The 26,306-nt window shown below is 45.1% G+C and carries 21 protein-coding genes and 1 rRNA gene; 9 read left to right on the top strand and 13 right to left on the bottom strand.

Going from position 1 to position 26,306, the window contains the following annotated elements; translation table 11 throughout:
• Nucleotides 1-182: 182 nt before the first annotated feature.
• From tal to KFE26_RS18250, 3 genes are all read left to right on the top strand, one after another.
• On the top strand, nucleotides 183-1,139 hold the full coding sequence (tal, locus tag KFE26_RS18260) for a transaldolase (RefSeq protein ID WP_028760931.1): 957 nt from the start codon (nucleotides 183-185) through the stop codon (nucleotides 1,137-1,139).
• A gap of 19 nt (nucleotides 1,140-1,158) precedes the next feature.
• A complete protein-coding gene (gene pgi / locus KFE26_RS18255) occupies nucleotides 1,159-2,796 on the top strand; it encodes a glucose-6-phosphate isomerase (RefSeq protein ID WP_212601283.1) in 1,638 nt (545 codons plus the stop codon).
• A 216-nt stretch (nucleotides 2,797-3,012) separates the two neighbouring features.
• Complete coding sequence (locus KFE26_RS18250) at nucleotides 3,013-3,198, top strand: DUF3545 family protein (RefSeq protein WP_006080618.1); 186 nt, start codon at nucleotides 3,013-3,015, stop codon at nucleotides 3,196-3,198.
• 313 nt (nucleotides 3,199-3,511) lie between these two features.
• Here KFE26_RS18250 and KFE26_RS18245 read toward each other — a convergent pair whose 3' ends face one another.
• The 4 genes from KFE26_RS18245 to KFE26_RS18230 form a co-directional block, all read right to left on the bottom strand.
• A complete protein-coding gene (locus KFE26_RS18245; protein ID WP_105249947.1) occupies nucleotides 3,512-4,048 on the bottom strand; it encodes a hemerythrin domain-containing protein in 537 nt (178 codons plus the stop codon).
• A 236-nt stretch (nucleotides 4,049-4,284) separates the two neighbouring features.
• A complete protein-coding gene (locus tag KFE26_RS18240; protein WP_212601282.1) occupies nucleotides 4,285-5,019 on the bottom strand; it encodes a hypothetical protein in 735 nt (244 codons plus the stop codon).
• Nucleotides 5,012-5,617 carry a sigma-70 family RNA polymerase sigma factor gene (locus KFE26_RS18235; protein ID WP_212601281.1) on the bottom strand — a complete coding sequence of 202 codons (606 nt, stop codon included), beginning with the start codon at nucleotides 5,615-5,617 and terminating at the stop codon, nucleotides 5,012-5,014. The genes KFE26_RS18240 and KFE26_RS18235 overlap by 8 nt, the downstream gene beginning before the upstream one ends.
• Nucleotides 5,618-5,662: 45 nt before the next feature.
• On the bottom strand, nucleotides 5,663-7,534 hold the full coding sequence (locus KFE26_RS18230) for a VWA domain-containing protein (RefSeq protein WP_212601280.1): 1,872 nt from the start codon (nucleotides 7,532-7,534) through the stop codon (nucleotides 5,663-5,665).
• Between the two features lie 232 nt (nucleotides 7,535-7,766).
• Between KFE26_RS18230 and dauA the strand changes: the two genes are divergently transcribed.
• The 4 genes from dauA (at nucleotide 7,767) to KFE26_RS18210 (ending at nucleotide 12,812) form a co-directional block, all read left to right on the top strand.
• Complete coding sequence (dauA, locus tag KFE26_RS18225) at nucleotides 7,767-9,530, top strand: C4-dicarboxylic acid transporter DauA (protein ID WP_212601279.1); 1,764 nt, start codon at nucleotides 7,767-7,769, stop codon at nucleotides 9,528-9,530.
• Nucleotides 9,531-9,800: 270 nt separating this feature from the next.
• Nucleotides 9,801-10,292: a 5-(carboxyamino)imidazole ribonucleotide mutase gene (gene purE / locus KFE26_RS18220; protein WP_028760937.1), complete on the top strand. Its 492-nt coding sequence runs from the start codon at nucleotides 9,801-9,803 to the stop codon at nucleotides 10,290-10,292.
• A complete protein-coding gene (purK, locus tag KFE26_RS18215) occupies nucleotides 10,292-11,395 on the top strand; it encodes a 5-(carboxyamino)imidazole ribonucleotide synthase (protein ID WP_212601278.1) in 1,104 nt (367 codons plus the stop codon). Before purE ends, purK begins: the two co-directional genes overlap by 1 nt.
• Before the next feature lie 163 nt (nucleotides 11,396-11,558).
• A complete protein-coding gene (locus KFE26_RS18210; RefSeq protein WP_105249953.1) occupies nucleotides 11,559-12,812 on the top strand; it encodes a sensor domain-containing diguanylate cyclase in 1,254 nt (417 codons plus the stop codon).
• Between the two features lie 206 nt (nucleotides 12,813-13,018).
• Here the strand turns inward: KFE26_RS18210 and KFE26_RS18205 are convergent, their stop codons facing one another.
• From KFE26_RS18205 to KFE26_RS18185, 5 genes are all read right to left on the bottom strand, one after another.
• Entirely contained in the window at nucleotides 13,019-13,636 is a 618-nt protein-coding gene (locus tag KFE26_RS18205) for a hypothetical protein (RefSeq protein WP_081729062.1), read from the bottom strand.
• Between the two features lie 167 nt (nucleotides 13,637-13,803).
• On the bottom strand, nucleotides 13,804-14,268 hold the full coding sequence (locus tag KFE26_RS18200) for a hypothetical protein (protein ID WP_212601277.1): 465 nt from the start codon (nucleotides 14,266-14,268) through the stop codon (nucleotides 13,804-13,806).
• Nucleotides 14,265-15,914, bottom strand: coding sequence for a glutamate--cysteine ligase (gene gshA / locus KFE26_RS18195; RefSeq protein WP_105249956.1), 1,650 nt, complete (start codon nucleotides 15,912-15,914; stop codon nucleotides 14,265-14,267). The genes KFE26_RS18200 and gshA overlap by 4 nt, the downstream gene beginning before the upstream one ends.
• A 185-nt stretch (nucleotides 15,915-16,099) precedes the next feature.
• Nucleotides 16,100-18,952 carry a pitrilysin family protein gene (locus tag KFE26_RS18190; protein ID WP_212601276.1) on the bottom strand — a complete coding sequence of 951 codons (2,853 nt, stop codon included), beginning with the start codon at nucleotides 18,950-18,952 and terminating at the stop codon, nucleotides 16,100-16,102.
• A 181-nt stretch (nucleotides 18,953-19,133) separates the two neighbouring features.
• The gene (locus KFE26_RS18185) at nucleotides 19,134-19,559 is read right to left on the bottom strand and encodes a YqaA family protein (RefSeq protein ID WP_212601275.1); all 426 of its coding nucleotides are present in this window, start codon (nucleotides 19,557-19,559) and stop codon (nucleotides 19,134-19,136) included.
• 291 nt (nucleotides 19,560-19,850) lie between these two features.
• On the opposite strand from KFE26_RS18185, the gene KFE26_RS18180 reads away from it, so the two are divergent.
• Together KFE26_RS18180 and KFE26_RS18175 are read left to right on the top strand one after the other, a co-directional pair.
• Nucleotides 19,851-21,104, top strand: a complete 1,254-nt coding sequence (locus KFE26_RS18180; RefSeq protein ID WP_212601274.1) for a dicarboxylate/amino acid:cation symporter — start codon at nucleotides 19,851-19,853, stop codon at nucleotides 21,102-21,104.
• Nucleotides 21,105-21,336: 232 nt separating this feature from the next.
• Nucleotides 21,337-21,504, top strand: a complete 168-nt coding sequence (locus KFE26_RS18175) for a hypothetical protein (protein ID WP_212601273.1) — start codon at nucleotides 21,337-21,339, stop codon at nucleotides 21,502-21,504.
• A gap of 166 nt (nucleotides 21,505-21,670) precedes the next feature.
• Here KFE26_RS18175 and KFE26_RS18170 read toward each other — a convergent pair whose 3' ends face one another.
• The 4 genes from KFE26_RS18170 to rrf all read right to left on the bottom strand — a co-directional run bounded on the left by KFE26_RS18170 (nucleotide 21,671) and on the right by rrf (nucleotide 26,295).
• Entirely contained in the window at nucleotides 21,671-22,801 is a 1,131-nt protein-coding gene (locus KFE26_RS18170) for a sodium ion-translocating decarboxylase subunit beta (protein ID WP_028760946.1), read from the bottom strand.
• Nucleotides 22,802-22,809: 8 nt separating this feature from the next.
• Nucleotides 22,810-24,633 (bottom strand): sodium-extruding oxaloacetate decarboxylase subunit alpha, encoded by a 1,824-nt coding sequence (oadA, locus tag KFE26_RS18165; RefSeq protein WP_212601272.1) that lies wholly within the window; start codon nucleotides 24,631-24,633, stop codon nucleotides 22,810-22,812.
• Nucleotides 24,634-24,644: 11 nt separating this feature from the next.
• On the bottom strand, nucleotides 24,645-24,911 hold the full coding sequence (locus KFE26_RS18160) for an OadG family protein (RefSeq protein WP_212601271.1): 267 nt from the start codon (nucleotides 24,909-24,911) through the stop codon (nucleotides 24,645-24,647).
• A gap of 1,268 nt (nucleotides 24,912-26,179) precedes the next feature.
• Nucleotides 26,180-26,295, bottom strand: a 5S ribosomal RNA gene (rrf, locus tag KFE26_RS18155).
• Nucleotides 26,296-26,306 lie beyond the last annotated feature (11 nt).

Below are 26,306 nucleotides of genomic sequence, written 5' to 3'. Positions count from 1 at the left end.
ACAAGCGACGCCCTCTACTGCAGCCAAGATGATAGCCCGTAGCTCGAGCCATACCTTAATAGACATAAAATTGTCATTTTTGTAATTTTTTTACATTCAAGGTTGGAAAAGTTGGCAAAATCGCTTCTAATAGTCATCAGTGAATTCCGAGTTAAAACTGCTACCTGAGAAGGATGTTTTTCATGGCCAATACATTAGAGCAACTCAAGTTATATACCACTATCGTCGCTGACACAGGCGACATCGAAGCGATTAAACGCTACCAACCTGAAGATGCGACCACTAATCCATCACTCATCTTGAAAGCGGCTCAAATTCCTGAATATGAATCCCTTATAGATAACGCTATCGACTGGGCAAAATCACAAAGTACCGATCTCGTGCAGCAACTTGATGATGCCAGCGACAAACTAGCGGTCAATATCGGCGTAGAAATACTGAAACTCGTTCCTGGCCGTATTTCAACTGAAGTTGATGCCCGTTTATCATTCGATAAAGAAAAATCAATCGCTAAAGCCCATAAATTGGTTCGCCTATATAAAGAAGCGGGTGTAGATAAATCACGCATTCTGATCAAACTCGCTTCAACTTGGGAAGGCATTTGTGCCGCTAAAGAACTAGAGCAAGAAGGCATCAACTGCAACTTAACCCTACTATTTAGCTTTGCTCAAGCGCGTGCGTGTGCCGAAGCGGGTGCTTATCTCATTTCTCCTTTTGTAGGCCGCATACTTGATTGGTACAAAAAAGATACGGGTAAAGATTACAATGCCGTAAATGACCCTGGTGTCATTTCAGTGACTGAAATTTATAATTACTACAAACAACACGGTTTTGACACTGTTGTTATGGGTGCAAGTTTCCGTAATATCGGTGAAATTATTGAGCTAGCAGGTTGCGATCGTCTGACCATTGGCCCTTCTCTATTAGAAGAACTGGCTAATTCGCAAGTTGACATCACACCTAAACTGGTTGCAGCAACGACCACTGTCGCTGCAGAACCCCCATTGACTGAAGCACAATTCCGTTGGGACTTTAACCAAGATCCAATGGCGGTTGATAAGCTTGCCGAAGGCATTCGAAACTTTGCGATAGACCAAGGTAAGCTCGAAGTCATGCTCACGGCTAAGCTAGCGAACTAAGCACTCTGGAGACGGTGAAATGACACTCTTGACCCAAAGCTCAACATGGCAAGCTTTATCAGCACACAGTAAAAATGTTCCGCATATGCGGGAATTGTTTGCAACTGACGCGGCACGTTTCAATAAAATGTCGCTATCAGCCTGTGGTTTATTACTCGATTACTCTAAAAACAGAGCAACAGCGGAAACGCTGGATCTGTTATTTGCGTTGGCAAGCAATAGCCAACTTGAAGCAAAAATCAAAGCGATGTTTGCAGGTGAAATCATTAACACCACAGAGAAGCGCGCCGTACTGCACACAGCGCTTCGCAGTACTGCAGAACGAACGATTATTGCCGAGGGTCAAGACATAGTTCCTGAAGTTCAACAAACTCTAGATAAGATGCAAGGGTTTGTGAACTCAGTGACGTCAGGTCAATGGAAAGGTTACACAGGTAAAGCGATAACCGATATTGTAAGTATTGGTATTGGCGGCTCTTTCCTAGGCCCCAAAATCGTCTCTCAAGCGTTGCGCCCTTATTGGAACCCCGAATTAAATTGTCACTTTGTGGCAAACGTCGACGGGACTTCTATTAGTGAAAAGCTGAAGTTACTGGATCCTGAAACGACCTTGTTCATCATGTCATCCAAATCTTTCGGGACACAGGAAACCTTAACTAATACCCTCACCGCAAGAGACTGGTTCCTGGCGAAAGGCGGTTTGCAGTCTGATGTTGCAAAACACTTTGTCGCAGTCACTTCAAACGTAGCAAAAGCGACAGATTTTGGTATCGATGCAAACAATATTTTCCCTATGTGGGATTGGGTTGGTGGCCGTTACTCTCTCTGGTCAGCGATTGGCTTACCGATTGCACTTTTGATCGGTATGGATAACTTCAGGGCTCTACTCACGGGTGCGCATCAGATGGATGAGCACTTCGCCACAGCGCCACTGACAGAGAATATGCCGGTTATCATGGGATTACTCTCCCTATGGTACGGAAACTTCTTTAATGCTCAGTCCCATGTCGTATTAACCTACGATCATTATCTACGAGGCCTACCCGCTTACTTCCAGCAGCTCGATATGGAAAGTAACGGTAAGTCAGTCACCTTAAATGGTACTGATGTTGACTACAGCACAGGTCCCGTCATTTGGGGGGGCGAAGGCACTAATGGCCAGCATGCCTACCACCAGCTATTACATCAAGGTACCGCACTGATCCCTGCCGATTTCATTATGCCGCTGCAAAGCCATAACCCTATCGGTGAGCACCATGACCAATTAGCGTCAAACTGCTTCGGTCAAACCCAGGCCTTAATGCAAGGTCGTACTTTTGATGAAGCTTTAGCCGAACTTGCTAATAGCACATTATCCGCCACAGAGAAGCAGCTGATCGCTCAACATAAAGTCATGCCTGGTAACAAGCCGAGTAACACCTTACTTATGGATAAGCTCACTCCAAGTACCCTAGGCGCTTTAATTGCCTTGTATGAACATAGAACCTTCGTTCAAGGTGCTATTTGGGATATCAACTCCTTCGATCAATGGGGTGTAGAACTCGGTAAGAATCTCGGTAACGATGTGTTAGCACGCATTGGCGCAGAGCAAGATTCCGATGCTTTAGATGCCTCAAGCAACGCATTGATTAACCTTTATCGACAAGGCAAAATCTAATCGAACAAAAAGCCAGCAATTGCTGGCTTTTTAATTCTACCCCGTTCTTTTTATTAAGTTTTCCTGCTTAACTCCGCTCTACTTCTGCATATAACATCAATGACATATCACTCAAAGTTCATTTCAACTTAACACAAATGAAACATAATTCTTGCACCCTGTTTTAAAAATATGTTATTTAATCGCTGACAAAACATACAACAACAGGAGGTTGCCATGGATCGTTTAGATTATGGTTGTGCGCTAGATGAAGTCGTTGAAAGACCCGATCGTTCGCGAGGCTCCAATAAAAAGCGTAAATGGCGTGAAATCGAAGCGTTAAAAGATAAGCATCGTTTGCTCAAAGAACTCCAAGAAATCGATAATAACTTTAACTACGACATTGATGCTATCCAGTTGTAATTACATGTTTATATGAGCTAGTTATCATTTCAAACATGAATAGAAAAGCGCCCTTCGGCGCTTTTTTTATTTACAACTATTGGAGAAAACAGAATATAAGCGGGGTATGGCCTTACGAGCCGGAGCTTTAAAAACACATCAAAAAAACCAGTAAGTTACGATAAAAACCAACGTCATCAACACCGATAATACTTTACAAATCCCAACCAACTTTGGCTCACGAGACATCGCCGTCAGAATCAAAAATGTGCTCCTCAGCCGTATAAAAACACCAGCTTAAGCCGACAACATGGACCCAATAAACTAAAGAGTATTAGTCAGACGCTGTGAGATAAACCCGTAAATCTTCAAATTCTTTCTGCTCTCGGTCAAGAAACAAAGGATCATCGATCAGCGATTTCTGACACTCTAACTCAATAACTTGCCAATCTTGCTCAGTTAAACTTTTGGCTAACAAAGGAAATATTTCCCGTTCCTCCATCTGCATATGTCGCTCTTGCAATGCGACATACTCTGCAAAATCAACAATCAGTTTCTCGCGGGCAACCACAATATCACTGAGGATCAAGTTTAAAGTCGCCATCAAGGTGGCCGAGGATTGGATCACCGACTCATGTTCGGCACTCAATTTATCGATAGTATCGTTCGTTTTATGGGCTAGGTAGTAGGCATAAATAATGTCTTCAATGGGATGATGGCAACGTTCAGCATATCCTTGCATATATTCAACAATATCGCGCACGACGCTGAAGTTGATTGACTCACCTTCGGATAGTTTCATCTGCTTGTTTTTTAAAACATTTAGCAATACAGCTATATGTTTATGATCATGCATGAGTCTTTTAAGCATAATGCCTCCTGAATATGGGTCTGACTATTGATACTAGCCAAGTCGTGAACTAACACCAATATAACAGGCTAAAACCTGTTCACTTTATGATGTTGATCAAGTAAATCACATACCAAACAGTAAACAGACCACAAACATTAGCACGTCTCGGCATATTTCAGGGAAATTTAGCTGTTTATCTCACCACTTTGCGATTTCTAATCACTTTTTTATTACTAAATACCACAATCACATAGTCATTTGGCAAGCTGATGTAATTGCTGTTGTAGCTTTTTAAACTCAAGTCTTAATACTTGCTGCGATTCGATTTGCTGCGCTTCATCGACATCCTTAACTGCAAGATACGGGTAATCTTTGAGCAGTTTTTGTTCCAGCACGAATGCTTGCTCAGTCTCCTTCGCTTCGATGAGGACTTGTAACCGATGTAAATACTCAGTCAATGACACTTGATTGATTTCAGCAGACTCAGATAATTTTGGTGCATTCATAGACCTTGCAGCGATAGCGGGGCTAATTGTATCCTGCTGCTCAGTTGCTCCCAATGCGGCTTTAGCTTGCTGCATTTCCGTCTGTCTTTTATGTTCAGCCACGGCTTCTGTTTGCATGTTTAAAGATTGCATCGCTTCAGTATCAGCCATTCTTGCCATCGTTTGTGGCGCAGGGGCACTCATCACCATAGGACTTGGAGCAAGTGCATCTTCGACTTGAGGTCGATTCAGCACCAGCAGACCAACAACAAGCACTAACGATGCCGCGCTCGATAACGCCCAAGGATGGCGTCGCCAGACGGAACTTGGCGCTTCAACGGCGGTTATTTTGCTTTGATGCATTTCAGCTAAGTGAGTTTGCGCCAGCTGTAAGATATCTTGATCAAGTTGCTGCGGTGGAACCTCTAAGGCCTGTTGGCGATACCAAGCCAGCACTTCCTGTTGTAATGCGCGCTCATCAGCACTTGAAGAAGAATTACTCATGACCCGCCTCCTGCCATTTCGCGCTGACACAATCTTTTAGGCTTTGGTAAGCATAACGAATACGGCTTTTAGTCGCTTCTAAGGTCACGCCCGCAATATCGCTAATGATGGCAGCCGTAAAACCCATTTCAATATTCAGGATAAATGCCTCTTTCTGAACTTGGGGTAACAGTGCGATACAGGTCTTTAGCAATAAGCTCTTTTGCGCTTCTTGCCACTGCACATCGGGTTTATCTTGCTCACCCGCCACAAAAGTATCGAGCCCTACATCATCTTCATCAGTAGCGACAAAATCCACGGGCTTAACCGCCCGCACATGATCAATCAATAAGTTATGAGCGATACGATACAACCAGGTAGTAAACTTAGCACTGGCTTCGTAGTTAGCCGCAGCGCGGATCACCCGCCCCCAGGTTTCTTGATACAAATCTTCAGCTAACTGCTTATCACCTAACTGGCGTACAAAGTAGCGATAGAGTGCACCTTTGTGCTTCAGGTATAACTGTTCAAATGCTTTTGAATCGCCCTTGGCATAGCACAACATCAATTGCTCATCTGAGTGCTCATGGTTTGATAATTGCGCTATTGCTAATGCCACGGGAAATTCCTCATCATTGGGGTTAGCCCCACGAATTTACTTTTACTATTGTAATCTCTCATTGCGCGTATTGCTCTTGTCTCTCACTGGCTCGCCATGAAGCTTATCTTGGGGAGGAAAAGGTTTATCCGTACCATCGAATACCTTCTTAATCGGCACATGATTAGATTGCTCTATGGCCGCGGCGGTTTCCATTAATTGCACAAACTCATGGCGATATCCAAAGGGATCGTCCCCTAATGCCGAACGTGCTAACTGGCTTAACTTAGTATAATCAAATTGATGTAGATAATGGCTGCCATTCAGTAATTGCCCTAATCCTGCAACCGCTGCTGCAAATCTAAAATCATCACTCGCTTGTTCTAACAGCTTAACATTTTGGTCTAACCTGATGGGATAACTCAGTAACTGACTCTGTGTTTGCTCTGGCAGCTTATATCTCAGTTTAAGGAAAGCGATTTCTTCACGGCTGTATTTTTCTTGCCCCGTTTGAGCATCAACGCCATATCTGAGTTTATCATTCGCCATCTGCCCTGCTTCAACATATCTTAATTCATATAAGGCAGTCACTGTATGACCCGCGCCAATTTCGCCCGCATCCACCTTATCGTTGTTGAAATCCTCCCGTGCTAAAGCACGATTCTCATAACCGATTAGACGATACTCAGACACTAAGGCCGGATTAAACTCCACTTGCACTTTGACGTCTTTAGCAATAGTGAACAAGCTTGAACTTAACTCGTCCACCAGCACTTTTCGAGCTTCATTCAGGGTATCGATATAGGCATAGTTACCATTGCCCTTATCCGCTAATTGCTCCATGAGTTGATCGTTGTAATTCCCCAAACCGAACCCTAAGGTTGTCAGGCCAATACCATGATCTTTTTCCTTCTCAATCAAGGCAATCAAATCATCAAAATCTGTCATACCAACGTTGAAATCACCATCAGTCGCGAGGATGACTCGATTAATACCATGGGGGATAAAATGCTTTTTCGCCAATTGATAGGCTTGTGTGATTCCTTGCCCACCATTGGTTGAACCACCTGCGCTCAATTGCTCTAACGCATAGGTTAAAGTTTGAGTGTCATTACCCGACGCGCCATCGAGCACTACACCAGCAGCCCCTGCATAAACTACAATAGAAACTTTATCCTGCGCGCTTAACTGCGCTGTTAGCAGCTTTAACGCAGTTTGCAGTAAAGGCAATTTATCAGCAGATGCCATAGAACCTGACACATCGAGCAAAAAGACTAAGTTACTCGCGCCTAACTGAGATTTAGGTAAGTCATACCCTTTAAGACCAATCCGTAACAGCATCATGTCATTGTTATAAGGGGATGGCGCAAGCTCTGTCGTAACGCTAAACGGTGCGGCATTTTTAGCAGGTAAGGGATAGTCGTAGGAAAAATAATTGAGCATTTCCTCAACTCTGACTGTACCTTTCTCGGGCAAGCGCCCTTCCCTCAGCATTCGTCTTAAGGTGGCATAACTGCCAGTATCGACATCGATGGAAAACGTCGATACTGGAATTTCTCCGGCCACCATGATGCCATTTTGTACCAGCGGCTCGAATTTATTTTGTGCTAACGGAATCGCGGCATAGTCTGACGGCATTGGGGCTATGTTCATTCCCATCACTGCACCATGGGTAGACATTTGCATCGACGCCGCGACTCTGGCCATCTCAATCTGAGTAGCATCACGCATTTCAGCACGGCGCAGTGACACTTCTTTATGACTCTGTTCGGCTTGCAGCTCCGCTTGTCGTTGTTGAGCCTCAGAGCCTTTACCGCCACAGGCCGTTAAGCTCAGCATGACTAAGAATAAAGCTGCGCTATTGCTCGCCGATATGCTGGCGTTTCCCCAAGGTAATAAGGAATGTGCAATGGTTTTCTGGGAGTATATTGTTTTCATGTTGAATGCCTTTGATGTTGACCTAAGGCTGTAAACGGCGTAAATGACTAAAAGGGTTAAAGTATCAAAATATTTTACAAACCACTCTTAAATGAGAATCAAACAGCCTCCAAGCACACTATTTATACAAAACAAAGTATTTTCAATCGTTTTTGCAATCAAGCTCACACTGCGTCTTGTATCAGGTCACTAAAATAGAAGCTTGTTACTCGCCTCGCTATGGGACCCACTCGTGTCACACTCAGCTCATTTGTTTTCCCTAAGAATCGCCCACGCACTCACAGAAGCTTGCGTGAAGGATAAGTATTCGTTTAAACGTTTTGGGCAAGATCTTCTTGCAGGTCTCACTGTCGGCATTATTGCCATACCGTTAGCAATGGCATTAGCCATTGCCAGTGGAGTTGCACCTCAATACGGTTTATACACTGCGATTGTCGGCGGTTTTATTATCGCCATATCTGGCGGCTCACGTTATAGCGTGTCAGGCCCGACAGCAGCATTCGTAGTATTGCTCTATCCGATAGCCCAACAGTTTGGTTTAGCAGGATTATTAATCGCGACTGTGATGTCCGGAATGATACTCGTCGGCATGGCAATGCTGCGACTTGGCCGATTAATTTTGTATATCCCTGAATCCGTCACCTTAGGCTTTACCGCGGGGATAGGTGTCGTCATCGCTACCTTGCAGCTCAAAGATTTTTTCGGACTCGAGATAGCCCAGATGCCAGAGCAATATCTGGCTAAGTTGATGACATTAGCTCAAGCGCTACCCTCGGTGCATTTACCTAGCCTACTGGTAGCATCCGCGACCTTAGCGACTATGCTACTTTGGCCAAAACTCAAAACACCCGTGCCAGCGCACCTTCCAGCTATTGTACTCGGTACTATGTTCGCCTTGGTTCTCAATGCCATGGGTGCAGATATAGAAACCATAGGAACCCGTTTTCACTATCAACTGAGTGATGGCACCACAGGCATGGGAATTCCTGCCGTATTACCCAGTTTCGAATGGCCTTGGCTGCAAGCTGGCGCGAATGGCCAAGCGTTTCAGTTTAATCTCGCGACCTTTCAAGCCTTATTACCTGCCGCCTTTGCCATTGCCATGTTAGGCGCAATTGAATCGCTACTTTGTGCAGTGGTGCTCGATGGCATGACAGGTAAACGTCACAGTGCCAACAGTGAATTACTAGGGCAAGGTATAGGTAATATCATCACGCCGTTTTTTGGTGGTATTCCGGCCACTGCAGCAATTGCCCGTAGCGCGGCAAACGTCAAAGCGGGAGCTCAGAGCCCGATAGCGGCCATGATCCACGCTATAGTAGTCTTAATTGGTTTAGTCGCCTTAGCGGGCGTATTAGCTTATTTGCCCATGTCAGCCATGGCAGCCCTGCTACTTGTTGTGGCTTGGAACATGAGTGAAGCCCACAAGGCACTACATTTAATTAAAACTGCGCCCACCAGCGATATCATGGTTTTTGTCAGTTGTTTTTCATTAACGGTTATTTTCGACATGGTGATCGCCATCAGTGTGGGAATTATCCTTGCTGCCTTGCTGTTTATGAAAGAAATTGCCGAGATGACAAAGCTTTACGATATCAGCACCAACAAGCGTTATGTGGATCAAGAGCTACCTGCCGATTGGGCTGTCCTCAAAATTAACGGGCCGCTATTCTTCGCTGCTGCTGACCGCATTTTCTCCGAAATCGCGAGTCTCACCGAAGATAAACAAGTGATAGTGCTTTATCTCGATGGAGTATCTATTCTGGATGCGGGAGGATTAGCCGCACTGACGAAGCTGATTGAAAAATGCAAAGCGAATAAGACTAAGCTCATTATCGCCGATCTGCAGTTCCAGCCCATCCGAACGCTGGCGAGAGCGAAGATCCAGCCAATTGAAGGTGTGTTGAAGTTTTACTCGACCCTACGTGAGGCAATGACAGAAGCGCCAGTTATCACTCAGCAAATAGAAATCACTACGGATAAGCAAATACTGTAAACCTTGCAACCCAATATCAGCGGCTTATGACTGCAAACTAACGCCAAAGGCCAACCTCAGTGTTGGTCTTTTTTATTGCTCCATCACCTCACCTATTCATCGCCGCGAAAGACGTTTTTTCACACGCAAAAACGGGCAGAAATCGCTAGGATCATGGTATTATTCAGCGCCATGATGCTAGCTACCGGTGACGGCGAGACAAGCATCAACTGTACCTAGACCTGAAACAAGGTCAAAATATAATTAAAATTAGTGAGTTAAGGAGTTATCATGCAAGCCCTTGTTGCTGTTGTTATGGGTTCTAAAAGTGATTGGCCCACGATGGAAGCCGCCGCTGAGATAATGGATAAACTGCAAGTGCCTTATCATGTTGAAGTGGTTTCCGCCCATAGAACGCCAGATAAACTCATGGAGTTTGCAGCCTCTGCCGCCGAACGTGGTTTTAAAATCATCATTGGTGGCGCAGGTGGTGCAGCGCACTTACCCGGTATGATTGCCTCTAAAACTCGCTTACCCGTATTAGGTGTACCAGTCCAAAGTAAAGCCCTGTCAGGTATGGATAGCTTATTATCTATCGTTCAAATGCCAAAAGGCATCGCCGTCGGCACCTTAGCCATAGGTACAGCGGGCGCATTCAATGCGGGATTATTGGCCTGCCAAATCCTTGCGAATAACGATGCAGAATTAGCGGCTCGTGTTGACGCTTTCAGAGAAGAACAGACCCGTGCGGTACTGGACAATCCAGACCCGAGGGAAGTCTAATGACCCAGACAAACACTAAACCTAAGGTTTGGGTATTAGGTAATGGTCAGCTGGGCGCCATGTTGACCCACGCTGGTGAGCCATTAGCGATTGAAGTTAACGCCGTCGATATCATGACGCCTACGGATGACATTCTGCCACTCGCGCCCCACGACATTATTACCGCCGAGCGCGAACAGTGGCCAGAGTCCGCCCTGAGTTTACAACTCAGCTCACACCCCCACTTTGTTAATGGTCCGGTATTTAGCCGTTTAGCCGACCGTTTTAGCCAAAAGAGTCTACTCGACCAGCTCAGCGTTCCCACAGCGCCTTGGACCTTAGTCGACGATAATACCCAAGTCGATACCCTGTATCAGCACTATGGTCCTAGAGTCTTGATGAAACGCCGTACCGGTGGTTATGACGGTAAAGGTCAACATTGGCTAAAAGAAGCCGAAGCAGGTGATATTCCAAACGATTGGCGTAACCTTGCGATTGCTGAGCAAGCGATTAATTTTGATGAAGAAGTATCATTGGTTGGCGTGCGTACTCGCGAAGGCGAATGCGTGTTTTATCCGCTGACGCTGAACTTACATCAGGACGGCATTTTAATGGCGTCGATTTCGCCACTGGCACGCTTAACCCCCTTACAAGCCCAAGCCGAAGCTATGCTCAGCGCCATTATGCACGAGCTTGAATACGTCGGCGTGATGGCGATGGAATGCTTCCGTGTTGGTGATGAGTTATTGGTGAATGAGCTGGCACCGCGAGTGCACAACTCTGGCCATTGGACCCAAGCCGGAACCCATATGGATCAATTCCAGCTGCATCTTAGAGCACTTTGCGGAATTGAGATCCCACAGCCACAAGTGAATTTTCAGTGTGTTATGGTCAACCTTATCGGTATCGATAATGACCCTCGCTGGTTAAGTTTGCCCAATGCTGAGTTGTACTGGTACAACAAAGAAGTGCGCCCGGGTCGTAAAGTCGGACATTTAAACCTATCAGTGCCAAATCAAACTGTGCTCAACCAGAGCATAGCCGCACTGCAAACTTGGATGCCAATCCAATACCAAGTACCATTAGCTTGGATATTGACCGAATACGCAGAAAATTCGCGTTAATTCAGTATTTAGTACCAAAATTACTGATATGAAATTGTTCACAGTTTCATATCAGTTTATATTTCAATTTTCGTTATATACTTAACTGAACTCAGTGTGAATACGTTAGTGATGTATAGCATTCAATGATTACTAGCAATGACACAGATAAAGGAATAGTCGAGTGAAATTAAGGGATAATTTCAAACGTAAGACCATAGATCGCTTAGATTATCGCTATCATCTGCTACTGCTTATAGTGCCGATATGTCTATTCATCCTGCTGTTTATCTTTAATGCACCCACAGAAAATTGGACTATCCTGCCCTTACTGTTTGTTTGCATCATTTATATTTTTGCCTACAGCCTAATTTACTATTTGCATCAGGGTCGTTTAACTCGACTATGGCAGCATTTAGAGCAAGTCGTCACCATCAACGATGCCATCTATGAACTCGCCCATCTCTCGAGCCATTATAAAAATGAGCATGCCTTTCTGGACGCCTTACTCAATAAAGCCGTGTACGTGATAAATGGTGCCGAAATGGGCAGCATCATTAAAATCAACGAGGTGAATAATAAACTGTATTTTGAATCTGTCGTGGGGCTCGATTTAGCAAAACTCAGACAACTGGATTTTACCTTAGAGCAAACTTTTGAATATCGACTCACTGAAGGGAGATGCGATCAAGTAGTGGTCATCAATGATATGAAGAATATCAATGCGGCTAGCACCTTAACGGAAGATGATCAAAAAGTGTTACTCTCAGTGTCAAAGCAGCCGATACGCTCAACCCTGTCTAGCCCTATTCGTATTGATGGCAAACTGTATGCCATGCTCAATCTCGATAGCAGTAGCATTGGCGCCTTTAGCGATTACGACCGCAATCTTGTCTCTATCCTAACTCACGAAGCTAGCAATGCCATTGCGCTCTATCAGAAGTCACTGCAGATCACTAAACTCGCCAATTTTGATCCATTAACAGGACTTTATAATCGAAAGAATTTTGAAGATGAACTGCACCACTGGCAGCACAAACCTCACTTAGGCAGTTTTTTAATTATTATCGATATGGACAATCTCAAGTCCATTAATGATGCCTATGGGCACCAGATGGGTGATGTTGCCATCAAGCGAACAGCCACCGCCATGCTCACCTATTGGCAAAATAAAGGCATTATTTCCCGTTTTGGTGGCGATGAGTTTGTCGCTTTATGCCATGGGCCGTTAGCTCAAATTGAACAAGACTTAGATGATATGCGCAAAACCTTGAATCAAGGTTCAGAGCTTAGCCTAGGTTTTAGTTTTGGTATTGCCCCCTTCGAAGCCGATTGGTATCAATCCTTTAAGACTGCAGATCATGCTATGTATGAGCAAAAACGTGCGAAGAAAAAAGCCATTCAGGCATTAGAAACCTTCGCAGTGAAAGCGCAATAAATCAATTGAAGTATGGTGCTGCAGCCGATGTCAAAAGGCTAATATCAACAATCAGTAAGCGTCGGAGTTGAATATCTGAGTTTAAGATTTGAGTTTACTATCTCGATTAGCAATCTCAATTAGCTAGCTCGATTAAATATCTAAATTGAACACCGACAGTCAGCCATTCTCACTTAAGTGGCTGACAATGATATAAAAACGTAATCCTAACCAAAAAATAAACGCCACAGCCAAGATGAATCTAAATCTTCTTGGCAGGTTTTATATTGAGCCGCGTAGCGTTTCGACCTCGCATCCACCTTGTTCGCCACTTTCACTAACCACGCCTTAGATTTATAACTGCCACGGCGATAACCGCCCCAGCCTTCGTGATAATTAAGATACTGCGCCCGCGCATCCCATTTAGATACGCCATTTATCTTATGGGTTTTGCTGATAAACCAGCCCATAAAATCCAAGGCATCATCGAAATCACTGCGGCTCGACCAACTGTTTCCCGTCTCACGCACATAATCATCCCACGTCATGGTCTTAGCCTGCGCATATCCATAGGCATCACTAGCACGGCCAATAGGGATAAAACCTAAAAAGTATTCCATCGGTGGCGCGGCGTTGTGCTTGAATGAACTCTCTTGATACATCATAGCTAACGGCACATGCACTGGCACACCCCATTTATCACGGACATCTTTAGCGGCATCGTACCAATCTCGGTGTTCTTGAAATATCTCACACAAATTTTCGGGAGACTTAGGCGGAGATGTCGCGCAACCTGACAAGATGCCGAGACTTGCGCAGAGTAAGATAGCGGAGGATTTATTCATTAATATCATGTTCTTTGGAGAGTTAGCTCGCGCCATGATGTCATAGACTCAGGCTGAGGCAAGCATAAAAAGCCTTTTTTGCGCTTAGAAGATCTCAACGCTAGGGGCTAAATCAATATGACTTAAATCGTATGTTGCTGGCTTACCACTTGAACTTAACACTTTGGCTATTTCGTTTCGGGACTCAGCTCAAACTGACACTCATGATCTTCTTGCTGCCACACGCCGGGTTCCCAATACGCAGTGTCTTTACCCATATAGCGCTTATCGGTGTGAAATAACGCACCGATATGATAACGCTGATGACTTTCAACATTGAGCTTGAATACTTTGGGTGTCCGCGCGGCAAGCGTGACTGACAAACTTGGATCATCGATCAGCTCCGCAACGATAAATTCATATTCGCCAGGCGCTAACTGATAATTAGGCTTAGAAACGACTGCCTGCCCGTTTAAATGGGTCACCACCACTCGATACCAGTGAGTACTGGCATCGGGCTGCAAATAACCCGACACAGTACCACAGCCCAGTGGATCTTCAGGTGACGCGGCGCAGCCAGATAACAAGGCACTGAACCCAATCAAAGCTACGCAGGCACGTAGGCCAGTGAAAGAGAATAACCCCTCTTTCACAGCTTCACTCCAAAGTAATCTTCTAGATAATCATCGAATGAAACTGCACTCTGCGCCGCCTCTAGTTCAGCTTGCTTGTTAAGCGAACTGGATGCTTCAGCTTGATACTGCGCTATGGTCTCGCTCGACAAGGGATAATCGATAAAGTATTGATAGTATTGCTGCGCTAACGTCATTACCCACTGACCATGATCTTGGCCCTTGTTGATCACGTTTTGCAGCACTTGTCCCGACAGGGTTAAATTCGGATCTTCAGCCGCTTTACGCCAATGGGCCAAAGCCACTTGATAATCCGTCCCCTCACCATCGAGCAATACTGCCAAAGGTTGCAAGCCATCAAACAACTCTTCTAACCAAGATTTAAGCGAACGTGAACCGTCTGCAGTTAATAACTCAAGCCCAGGTTTACGGCCTTCAAGCACCACAGCTTTAAGATTCGCGCTTAATCTCGCCTCTTCGCTCGCCTCAGACTTAGGCGACTGCGTTAATAAACAATAGAGTAGGAATAAATCGAGGAAACGTACTTGTGTCGACTCAATGCCAACTGGGCTAAATGGATTAACATCCAACGCTCTCACTTCAATGTATTCCACCCCCGCACGGGCCAAAGCTTCAGACGGTTTCTCGCCACTACGTGTGACCCGTTTCGCACGGATTGGCGAGTAGAACTCGTTTTCAATCTGCAATACATTGGCATTAAGTTGACGATACTCACCATCGACTTTAACGCCGATATTAGCAAAGTTTGCAGAAGGCATTTTAGTGGCGGCATTCACGCCAGCCAGATACTCAGGCAAAGAGTTATAGCTGATATTTAGATCTTCTTGCTCTTTGTTGGTATAGCCTAAATCACTCATACGCAACGAAGTGGCATAGGGCAGATACAGAGTTCCATGGCCCGTTTTTTCAAACTTGAGGTCGGTTTTTTGATCTTTAATAAAGGAGCTACATAACGCTGGCGAGGCACCAAATAAATAAGGTAGTACCCACACTAAACGGCGATAGTTACGGATCAAGCCGAAATAGGATTCTGAAATAAAATCATCGTAAGTTAACTCTTTATCACTTAACTCATACAGGCTTTGCCATAATTCTTGCGATACCGAAAAGTTAAAGTGCACCCCAGAGATGATCTGCATCAGGGCACCATAACGATAGGTTAACCCCTTACGATACAAGGTTTTCATCATGCCAGTATTCGATGAGCCATAGCGGGCAACGGGGATCTGTTGCTCATCTTTCACATAGCAAGGCATGCTCACGGGCCACAAACGCTGACCATTTAAGTGGCGCACGCTGAAGGCATGAGTCTCAGTTAACCCAGTGAGAAGTTGCTCAACATTGTGATTTACTGGCGTAATAAACTCGAGCAAGGCTTCACTGTAATCCGTCGTAATACGTGAATGCATTAACGCCGAGCCTAATGCTTCGGGATGCGAGTCTGTCGCGAGATAACCAAACTCATCAATCCGCAACGCCTCACGTTCTATGCCACGTAACATACCCAAGAGTGCGGTGCGCCCATTGGCGTCCGAGAGATGTTGTACTAATTCATTGAATGACTTCAATTTGCGCTTCTCTAATTGGTGATTCGCTATCGCGACAAGGTTAACAGTCAGACCTTTATTTTGAGGCTTATCTTGCAAAATATGCCTCAAAATAAATCTAAACCTGTCTGTGGGGCAAGCCAAATTCACACCTTGTATGATTAAAAGCAGACGGTGACAGCTAATGCTGTCACCGTCTTTCGATGTAAATCCGGTAAATATAGGGCAAATAGTCGTTAACTAATGCCCCCGTCTATCTACCTATATAAGGGCGAAATACTAATTTACAATACTAAAGTTTCAATTGGATAGCCCAATACAGCTAAATCCGCTTCAATTGTCGCTTTATCTCCCACCACCAGAATCACCATTTTATTGATATCTAGCTCGGAAGCCGCGAGGGCATTGAGTTCATCTTTTGTTACAGTATTAATGATCTTGTCCTGTTGAGTCGTAAAATCTTGACTCAATTGGTAACGTTGGATCATCCGCATAAAGCCCGCTTTTTGATACGGTGTTTCATAATCAAGGGCTTGCCCTTGAGAGACTGAATTACGCATAAAGGCAAGTTCAGTATCCGTCATGCCCTGCTGCTGATAAGCACTGATTTCTTTTACAAACTCAATGAGTGCTTTCGCCGTCACGTCACTGCGAACGTTACTTGATGCGACAAAATCGCCCACTTCAGCACCGCCTGTAAAACGAGTGCGAGCACCATAGGTATAACCTTTATCCTCACGTAAATTTAGGTTGATACGGCTATTGAATGCGCCGCCTAACGGATAATTCATCAGATAGGATTTAAAATAATCGCCTGTGGCATCGTAAGGTAATGCGCGCTTGGCAATATTGATTACCGATTGCGCCGCACCAGGTTTATCAATCACATAAATTGTGCCGCCTTTTAATGCAGGGAGTGGCTTAAGTGGCGGTACCACAGCTGCTTCTCCTTTCCACTGGTTTAATCCCGCTAATTTAGGCAGCAATGCAGATTCAGATAAATTAGCAACAGTGACAATTTTAGCGTTGCCGCCTTGATACTGCTGGGCATAAAACGCTTTTACATCGGCTAACGTAAGCGCCGCGACAGAATCGAGCGTGCCGAGATCATTCACACCTAACGCATTGTCTTTACCGTATAACAAAGACGACAACGCCGTATCAGCCAGATAGCTAGGATCGGACTGCATATGCTGGATCTGTTGTAATTGCTGTTGTTTCACTCGCGCAAAGTCAGCTTCGCTGAATGCTGGCTGAAACAGCTTTTCTTCCATAATCGCCAGCGTCTCATCTAAATGTGCTGTCAGAGCTGATACTTTGATCGAACTTTGATATTCAGACGCACTAAAGTCGACACTACTACCTAGCATTTCTAAGGCTTGTGATAGTGCTTCACTACTGCGCTTCTGGCTCGATTCATTAAGCATTTCCGCAGTCAGCGTTGCTAAGCCTGCTTTTTCGACGGGTATGAGTCTGTGGCCACCATTGAGATAAACAATTAACTCAACTGTTGGTGTTTCAGTACTTTGAGTGCCCATGACTTCGATGCCATTGGCTAAGGTTTTTGTCCAAATTTTAGGTACTTTGAGCATAGGTGCAACGCCAGATGCAGGCATCTTAGTCCGATCAAAACTTGAAACAAGTTCAGGCTTGGGCAAATCCCCATCTACCGCAGCGTGTGCAATCGGCAACGTTGCAGGCGTGAAGTTATCTGCATGGGCAATAAGTGATGTCATTCCCTGCGGCACCACACTCATAACCACCATAGGTTTATCTTTAATGTATTGCTTAAACACGCGCATCACATCGTCTTTGGTCACATTGGCATAACGATTCAGATCTGAGGCAATCATGTTCGGATTGCCCGACAGCGTTTGGTTCATAGCTAAGGTCGACACTTTGCCAGAAACACTCTGCAGGCTATAAATAGTATCAGCCTCAAACTGCACTTTGACTTTTTGCAAATCGTCATCGGTAACGCCACGTTGCTCAAACTCCTTAATCGAGTCGAGGATACGTTGCTCCAGATCCGCCAGTTTGCCGCCCTTTTCAGGATTGGCTAAAGCATAAATCGACATCTGACACGCAAGCTCTTGACAAGGATGACTCACATTAGCCTGCACGGCATAACCGTCCTTAACCAAGTTTTTATATAATAAGGATGTTTTCCCACCACCTAAAATATTGGCCAACAGATCGAGCGCGGCCTCATCTGAATGTCTAGCGTATACGGTTGGAAAACCAATACGGATCAAAGGCAAGTGCACTTGATCTTCCATGGAGATGTAACGCGTTTTATCTAAGTTAACCAGCGCCTTTTGCTCTAATGAGACTTCAGGACCGCGGGGGATTTCACCAAAATATTTATTCACCCAGGCTAAGGTCTGCATTTCATCGAAATCGCCACCTATGGTCAAGGTCGCATTGTTAGGGCCATACCAACGTTGGAAAAAGTGTTTAACATCGTCAACCGTGGCGCGATTAAGATCGTCCGGCCAGCCAATTACAGGCCAAGAATAAGGATGACCGACAGGATACATAGCTTGGCTAAAACGCTCACTCATGCGGCCATAGGGCTGATTATCGATACGTTGTGCACGCTCGTTTTTGACGGTTTCGCGCTGCACTTCGAATTTTTCACTAGTGAGTGCCGGCAACAAAAAGCCCATACGGTCCGACTCGAGCCACAACATTTTTTCTAATTGATTGTTGGGTACTGTCTCAAAGTAATTGGTTCTGTCGGTATTGGTCGTGCCATTTAGGGTACCACCGGCTTCGGTAACCACTTCAAAATGCTGTTCATCGGCAACATGCTGCGAGCCTTGGAACATCATGTGTTCAAATAAATGCGCAAATCCCGAACGCCCAGCTAATTCACGGGCAGAGCCCACATGATAAGTGACGTCGACATGCACTAAGGGATCGGAATCATCTTGATGTAAAATAACCGTTAACCCATTGGCTAATTGGTACTTTTTGTAGGGGATCCCTACTTGCGAATCGGCCAATTGCACATTTTCGATAAGTTTAACGCCTGTGGGCAAGTTCACCGTAGTCGTTTCAGATGCACAACCCGCAAGTGCGGCAGAAATTGCGACCGCTAATATCCATTTCTTCAAAACATTCCCCTCATACATCAATGGGCCAAAAATACAGCTTCATAATCATAGTGCTGCGTTTAGTCATAGTGCGCTTAAATGATTAAGCATTGGGATTTATGACTCGCAAAATTAACACTAAGTTCCTATCTATACAGTAAATTCAGTCTAAACGGAAAAACACTCCCCGCCCTTGACCATTAAATGCATCCTAGCGCCATCATGCCATCCATTGCAGCACGGCAGCGGCAACAATTAAGTAACGAATTGTTTTACCGATTAAAATCATCACCAAAGAAGGTATTAGCGGTAGCCTCAACCAACCCGCCAATAAACAGAGAATATCGCCGACAACTGGTGCCCATGAGAGTAACAACGCCCATACGCCGTAGCGTTCAATCAAGGCGAGCCCCTTTGCGTGTTTACCTGTCGCTAACGCTTCTGGTGATTTTGCGAGGCGACCTAAGCGGCCTAAGTAGAAACTGGTCATCGCGCCCAAGGTGTTACCAATACTGGCCACCACGACTAGCGCAACCCAAGCCTCTGGGGTATTGTTTAATAGCGCCATGAGTAAGACTTCAGATCCCCCCGGTAACAAAGTGGCCGCTAAAAAAGCGCCGGAGAACATAATACCTAACTCAGTCATAATGGCTTACTCAATGATAAATCTCTCTTTTTGTATTCAATGCGATGAGGTTTGCCATGGGTTAATTGAATGTTTCACTTAATCTTTTTACAACAAACTCACTTATCACAATAAGTTATAAGAAAAACGGTTTGTTATAACCCTAGCTCTGTCGATACAATGGTTAACTATGGCAGGCAATAACCATGCGCATGACTGAGAGCGCGTTAACATCACGCTCAACTCGTTAAATACGAATCCTATCATCGCAGGCCTATTGGCTCACTCTTAATTTATTTTTCTGGAATATGCATGATCCTTCAAACCATTAGCCGCATTCCGTTTTGGCAAAAAGTCTTAGCAGGCTTTATCTTAGGTGCGCTCGTTGGCGTTATTTTAGGTGAAAGCGCCACAGTGCTAAAACCATTAGGTGATCTGTTCATTGGGGCCATTAAGATGTTGGTCGCGCCTTTGGTATTTTGTGCCATTGTCGTGAGTATCACATCGCTCAACTCGCAAACCAGTCTGAAACGCCTGAGCTTGAAAACTTTGGGTATGTTCATGCTGACAGGCACAATCGCCTCTCTGATCGGCTTAGCTGTGGGCTCAATGATCGACATGGGTGGCACCATGCAACTCACAACGACTGAAGTGCGCGAGCGTAATATTCCCGGTTTCGCACAAGTGTTGCTCGACATGATCCCTGTAAATCCTTTTGCTTCACTCGCTGAAGGCAAGGTACTGCAAATTATCGTGTTTGCAGCTTTGGTAGGTATCGCTATCAATAAAGTCGGCGAGAAAGCAGAGCCATTAAAACGCACCATTGAAGCAGGTGCTGAAGTCATGTTCCAACTGACTCGCATGGTCTTAAAACTCACTCCTATCGGTGTGTTTGGTTTAATGGCATGGGTTGTGGGTGAATATGGTTTATCGACTCTACTGCCTTTAGGTAAGTTTATCGGGGCTATCTACATTGCCGCTTTTATCCACATCATCTTTGTTTACGGTGGCTTAGTGAAATTTGTCGGTGGTTTAAGCCCACTGCAATTTTTCCGCAAAGCTATGCCAGCGCAGTTAGTCGCCTTTAGTACTTCCTCAAGTTTCGGTACTTTACCTGCGAGCACCCGCGCAGTCGAAACCATGGGTGTATCAAAACGTTATAGTGCCTTTGTGATGCCATTAGGTGCGACCATGAACATGGACGGCTGTGGGGGTATTTACCCTGCGATAGCCGCTATCTTCATCGCGCAGATTTACAATATTCCGCTCGATACACTGGACTATGTGATGATCGCCGTGACTGCGACCGTCGCTTCTGTTGGTACCGCTGGCGTACCAGGAAGTGCGATGGTGATGTTAACTGTCACCTTAGGTGTGATTGGTCTGCCACTTGAAGGCATTGCCTTTATCGCCGCAATTGACCGTATTATCGATATGATCCGCACAGCAACTAACGTAACGGGCGATATGATGACTGCTGTTGTGATTGGTAAATCCGAAAATGAACTCGATGAAGAACAGTTCTATTCGAACGACAATCAAGACGTTACACCTGTGAGTTCGTAGCAATAACAATACTGTATAAAAAGTATTAAGCTAAATAATCAGTACCATTGACCACAGTAAGAGACCGCTTCGGCGGTCTCTTTTATTATCCTACAAACGGTCTTTAATCTATTGGCTTTAGAAGCCACAATCAACTTCGACAGTCCCTATAAACTGCAAAATAGGTTACTCAAATAAGATCAAGCTGTTAGACTCTAAAACTACTCTAACTCACACTTTAGCAGAACAAACAATGACGAGACTCTTCCTTATCCCGCTGATCCTATGTTTGTTTTGGGCATTATTTTTAAAAGCCAACAAACTCACGCTAAAACAAGGCCAGCGAGGTTTTATCTACATTATCGGTATAGGTGGCGGGCTGATTTTAATCCTTATGGCATTACTCTGGTTAACGGCTTAGTTTAATACCAAGGATTCATTTTCTAAATTAGTGACTTAACAAAAAGCCAACTCAATACTGAGTTGGCCTTAGTGATAAAACAGCGTTAACGACTAGAATAAATTCGAAGATAAACCCGCTAAATTTACCCACTCAGTCAAGCCCAATCAGTTAACCCACTCTGTCATCAACCCAGCACAGCAAGTAAAATCCCCGCAGCCACAGCAGAACCTAGCACTCCCGCCACATTGGGACCCATGGCGTGCATTAACAAGAAGTTGTGTTGGTTGGCCTCTAATCCAACTTTGTTCACGACTCGTGCTGCCATAGGTACAGCCGACACCCCTGCGGCACCAATCAACGGATTAATCTTACCACCCGACAACTTACACATCAGTTTTGCCATCAATACACCTGCAGCAGTACCAATGCCAAATGCTAAAGCTCCCAATACCAAAATTCCTAAGGTTTCAAGCCGCAGGAATTGGTCGGCTGATAACTTAGAACCGACAGCTAACCCTAAGAAAATCGTAACGATATTGATAAGCTCGTTCTGCGCCGTTTTCGATAATCTATCCACCACGCCCGATTCGCGCATCAAGTTACCAAGACAAAACATACCCACTAACGGCGTGGCTGCAGGTAGGAAGAGAATCGTTAATCCCAGTACCATCAAAGGGAAAATGATCTTTTCCTTCTTACTGACTTCGCGCAGCTGCTCCATTTTAATTTCGCGCTCGGCTTGAGTTGTCAGTAACCGCATGATCGGCGGTTGAATAATCGGGACTAGTGCCATGTAGGAATAGGCCGCGACCGCAATCGCCCCCAATAACTCAGGCGCCAGTTTTGAGGCAAGGAAAATCGCCGTTGGTCCATCGGCACCGCCTATAATCGCAATGGCCGCTGCATCCTTCATGGTGAACTCAAATCCCGGCACTAAGTTCAGCGCTATTGCGCCAATCAGTGTCGCAAAAATCCCAAACTGCGCAGCCGCCCCTAATAACAGGGTTTTAGGATTCGCAATCAAGGCGCTAAAGTCAGTTAGCGCACCAACACCCATAAAGATCAACAGTGGGAACACCCCAGTCTCAATCCCCACATGATAGGCGTAATACAGCATGCCACCTTCTTCGGTAAATCCCGCATGGGGAATGTTCGCCAGCACTGCACCAAAACCAATGGGCAACAATAGCAAAGGCTCAAAACCACGTACGATGGCGAGATACAAGAGCAAAGCGCCCACTGCCATCATCAACACTTGCCCGCCAGTAAAGTGAGCGATACCTGTCTCGGCCCAAAAAGCCATTAAACCTTCCATAATGACTCCTACGCCAAGGCCAGTAATTGAGAACCCACAGACACTGAGTCACCTTCTTTCACCCAGATCTTAGCGATAATACCATCGCCCTGAGCACGAATTTCGGTTTCCATCTTCATCGCCTCAAGGATGATCACGACATCGCCTTCACACACTCTATCGCCAGGAGAAACATGCACTTTGAAGATATTGCCCGACAAAGGCGCGCTCATTTCAAACCTGATTTCACCATGGCTTGTTGCTGGCGTTGTACTCTCAGTCACAGCTTGCACAGCATGAACACTTTGTCCCTGTGGCTGGATTTGCGAGATCTCACCGCCTGCGGCAACTTCAACTATGTACTCTTGCCCTTCGACAGTGACAGTGTAAGTTTCAGGGCCACGATCCGCAGCATTAGTAGCAAGTGCAGAAGTCAGCTCAGGTTTAGGCTCGAAGGCGCTCGGATCGTCACGATTCTTTAAGAACAGCAATCCTATTTGTGGGAAGAGTGCATAGGTCAGCACATCATCGTCATGCTCTGAAGATAGGCGAATGCCTTGTTCCTGTGCTTTATCAGCTAACTCAAGCCGTAATTTAGCCAGCTCTGGCGTTAATAGGTCTGCAGGACGACATGTAATGGCTTCAGCACCTTGCAAGACTCTGGCTTGCAATACAGCATCCACAGGCGCAGGCGTCGCGCCATATTCGCCCTTAAGCACACCTTCAGTCTCTTTGGTCAGTGACTTATAACGCTCCCCCATCAACACATTAATGACCGCCTGCGAGCCGACAATCTGCGATGTAGGTGTCACTAAGGGCAAAAAACCTAAGTCAGCACGCACGCGGGGAATTTCTTCCAAGACCAAGTCCATCTTATCGGCCACGCCTTGTTCCTTAAGTTGGCTCTCCATATTGGTCAGCATGCCACCAGGCACTTGTGCACGTAAGATCCGCGAATCAATGCCTTTCAGCGCGCCTTCAAACTTAGCGTATTTCTTGCGTACTTCACGGAAATAAGCGGCAATCTCCTCAAGCAATACCATATCGTAACCAGTCGCACGCTCAGTATCATCCACCATAGCGATAACGGTTTCAGTAGCAGTATGTCCATAGGTTTGGCTCATCGACGAAATTGCCGTATCGAGCACATCGATACCCGCTTCAATGGCTTTCTGGTAAGTGGCGGTACTTAATCCTGTCGTCGCATGGCAATGCATAGATAACACGAGTTGCGTTTGAGATTTTAGTCGACTGATAAGCTCAAACGCTTCCATCGGCTTAAGCAACCCCGCCATATCTTTGATACACAAAGAATCACATCCCATATCTTCGAGACGTTTTGCCATATCAACCCAAGTCTCTATGGTATGCACTGGGCTAGTCGTGTATGAGATAGTCCCCTGCGCATGGCCGCCAACTTGGCGCACCGCTTTCACCGCAGTTTCGAGATTACGAACATCATTCATTGCATCGAAAATACGAAATACATCGACGCCATTAGTATGAGCACGCTCAACAAAACGCGTGACTAAATCATCGGCATAATGGCGATAACCTAATAAGTTTTGGCCACGCAGCAACATTTGCTGCGGCGTATTCGGCATTGCCTTTTTCAACTCACGAATTCTGTCCCAGGGATCTTCACCAAGATAACGAATACAGGCATCAAAAGTCGCCCCGCCCCAAGATTCCAATGACCAGAAACCGATCTTATTGAGTAACGGCGCTATAGGTAACATGTCATCAATGCGTAAGCGCGTCGCTAAAATGGATTGATGTGCGTCCCGCAATACGACATCAGTTAAAAATAATGGCTTAGCCACTGCTGTCGTAGAATTAGATACAAAAGTCATACTGCTCCCCATTACTTAATCTGTGAACGATACTGCTTTACCGCTAGTGAAATCGCAGCGACCAAGCTTTGATCTAAAGGTTTAGCATCAGATTGCGCTACCCTCTGCTGACTTTTAGCATGATTTTTAGCAAAACGTGCAGATGCAGCATCGACTGCACACCAACGCGCAACCAAATGAATCCCAAGGATTAGTACACTTAAAAATAAATAAACTAAGCCCATCCCCAAAAACATAATGCCAACGGCATCCAATAAAGATTGCGTTACATCCTCCATAGCTCCCCTACCCCTTACGCTCTAGATCCCTATCAACAGCGCGATTGCCCCAAAATCATCGCTATCGCATTACAAGTTCAAAATTCATCAAATGAACTGCTCACAAACTATGGTTCTTCCGTAAACAGACACATAGCAATCACCAATCAGAAAAAATCGAATAAAAAATCACATTTTAAAGCTAACTAATCACACAGCAAGAAAACCAGCTGAACTCAACCTGCTACGAACATAACCAATTGATAACAAAAAAACCATATCAATGTAAATTGGTCTTACCAACATTAAGTAAATCCACAGGCAACAAGTTATTAATCCTCATAAATCGAGCGATTAATTCAATATTCCATAATGAAACAAACATAATGTTGGATTTAAGCTGAAGTGATGTCTTAGGCTAAAAAATGATTCCTAAATTGAAAACAACGAGCATAGGAATAAACCAAGTGAAAAAATATGCAAATTTAACAATCCAAGTCACTGCTATTTGATTCTGAGAGAAGATAAAAAGGAATATCGTTCTGGAGACATTGTTTGAAGAAGAGGAATGGGTTCAATCTAGACAAATTAAATCATCCATTTTGACAACTTAAGTATCCGCCTTGGTATCAACGCCGAGAAGTGCCCGACAATACGATCTGTGTATCGAACAGTTACCTTGAGAGATACGTAACAGTATTACCTCAGAAAACCTTAGCCTCTTAGTTATGCGCAGGATTAAGCAATAGGACTAGGGCAAGAACGAAATGAGGAAGCCTAAGAGCGACAAGTGAGTTGGTGAGTTGGTGAGTTGGTGAGTTGGTGAGTTGGTGAGTTGGTGAGTTGGTGAGTTGGTGAGTTGGTGAGTTGGTGAGTTGGTGAGTTGGTGAGTTGGTGAGTTGGTGAGTTGGTGAGTAAAAATAGCGGAGAAACATGCAAGTTGAAAGAAAAATGGACTAATTTCTACAAATTGCAGACGCAAAAAAAGCCAGCTTATTCAGCTGGCTTGGTTACATCTCAATGAGATAATTAGGCGCTTGGCAATGACCTACACTCACATGGGGGTGAAATCATGGCGCTATCAATACGGAGTATTTAGCCATGATTGAACGCGAAGAAGCTTGTCTTCGTAGCCGGGGAGTCCGCTTAGCGGCGGGCGACCGCCATGGATGGTGGAAGTGTCAATATTGGAGGAACATTTATTGACCGACATCGAGATAAGTTTTCGCGAAGCGTATAAGCACAAAAGCCCTAGCGGTTTAGGCTAGGGCTTTTGTGTTTATTTGGATGCTTGGCGATGACCTACTCTCACATGGGGAGACCCCACACTACCATCGGCGCGTTTGCGTTTCACTTCTGAGTTCGGGATGGGATCAGGTGGTTCCACAAGGCTATTGTCACCAAGCAAATTCTGTT

It is taken from the genome of Shewanella sp. M16, assembly GCF_018224605.1.
Taxonomy (GTDB): Bacteria; Pseudomonadota; Gammaproteobacteria; order Enterobacterales; family Shewanellaceae; genus Shewanella; species Shewanella oncorhynchi.
This window is presented reverse-complemented; position numbering and strand designations above follow the sequence as displayed.

What these genes read in the sequence shown, in the direction of transcription:
- purE (WP_028760937.1), top strand. Translation starts at nt 9,801, where the DNA reads ATGCAAGCCCTTGTTGCTGTTGTTATGGGTTCTAAAAGTGATTGGCCC.
- KFE26_RS18170 (WP_028760946.1), bottom strand. Translation starts at nt 22,801, where the DNA reads ATGGAAGGTTTAATGGCTTTTTGGGCCGAGACAGGTATCGCTCACTTT.
- KFE26_RS18205 (WP_081729062.1), bottom strand. Translation starts at nt 13,636, where the DNA reads ATGAATAAATCCTCCGCTATCTTACTCTGCGCAAGTCTCGGCATCTTG.
- tal (WP_028760931.1), top strand. Translation starts at nt 183, where the DNA reads ATGGCCAATACATTAGAGCAACTCAAGTTATATACCACTATCGTCGCT.
- KFE26_RS18190 (WP_212601276.1), bottom strand. Translation starts at nt 18,952, where the DNA reads ATGTATGAGGGGAATGTTTTGAAGAAATGGATATTAGCGGTCGCAATT.
- KFE26_RS18245 (WP_105249947.1), bottom strand. Translation starts at nt 4,048, where the DNA reads ATGCTTAAAAGACTCATGCATGATCATAAACATATAGCTGTATTGCTA.
- KFE26_RS18175 (WP_212601273.1), top strand. Translation starts at nt 21,337, where the DNA reads ATGACGAGACTCTTCCTTATCCCGCTGATCCTATGTTTGTTTTGGGCA.
- KFE26_RS18185 (WP_212601275.1), bottom strand. Translation starts at nt 19,559, where the DNA reads ATGACTGAGTTAGGTATTATGTTCTCCGGCGCTTTTTTAGCGGCCACT.
- KFE26_RS18240 (WP_212601282.1), bottom strand. Translation starts at nt 5,019, where the DNA reads ATGAGTAATTCTTCTTCAAGTGCTGATGAGCGCGCATTACAACAGGAA.
- KFE26_RS18230 (WP_212601280.1), bottom strand. Translation starts at nt 7,534, where the DNA reads ATGAAAACAATATACTCCCAGAAAACCATTGCACATTCCTTATTACCT.
- KFE26_RS18180 (WP_212601274.1), top strand. Translation starts at nt 19,851, where the DNA reads ATGATCCTTCAAACCATTAGCCGCATTCCGTTTTGGCAAAAAGTCTTA.
- oadA (WP_212601272.1), bottom strand. Translation starts at nt 24,633, where the DNA reads ATGACTTTTGTATCTAATTCTACGACAGCAGTGGCTAAGCCATTATTT.
- KFE26_RS18250 (WP_006080618.1), top strand. Translation starts at nt 3,013, where the DNA reads ATGGATCGTTTAGATTATGGTTGTGCGCTAGATGAAGTCGTTGAAAGA.
- pgi (WP_212601283.1), top strand. Translation starts at nt 1,159, where the DNA reads ATGACACTCTTGACCCAAAGCTCAACATGGCAAGCTTTATCAGCACAC.
- purK (WP_212601278.1), top strand. Translation starts at nt 10,292, where the DNA reads ATGACCCAGACAAACACTAAACCTAAGGTTTGGGTATTAGGTAATGGT.
- KFE26_RS18160 (WP_212601271.1), bottom strand. Translation starts at nt 24,911, where the DNA reads ATGGAGGATGTAACGCAATCTTTATTGGATGCCGTTGGCATTATGTTT.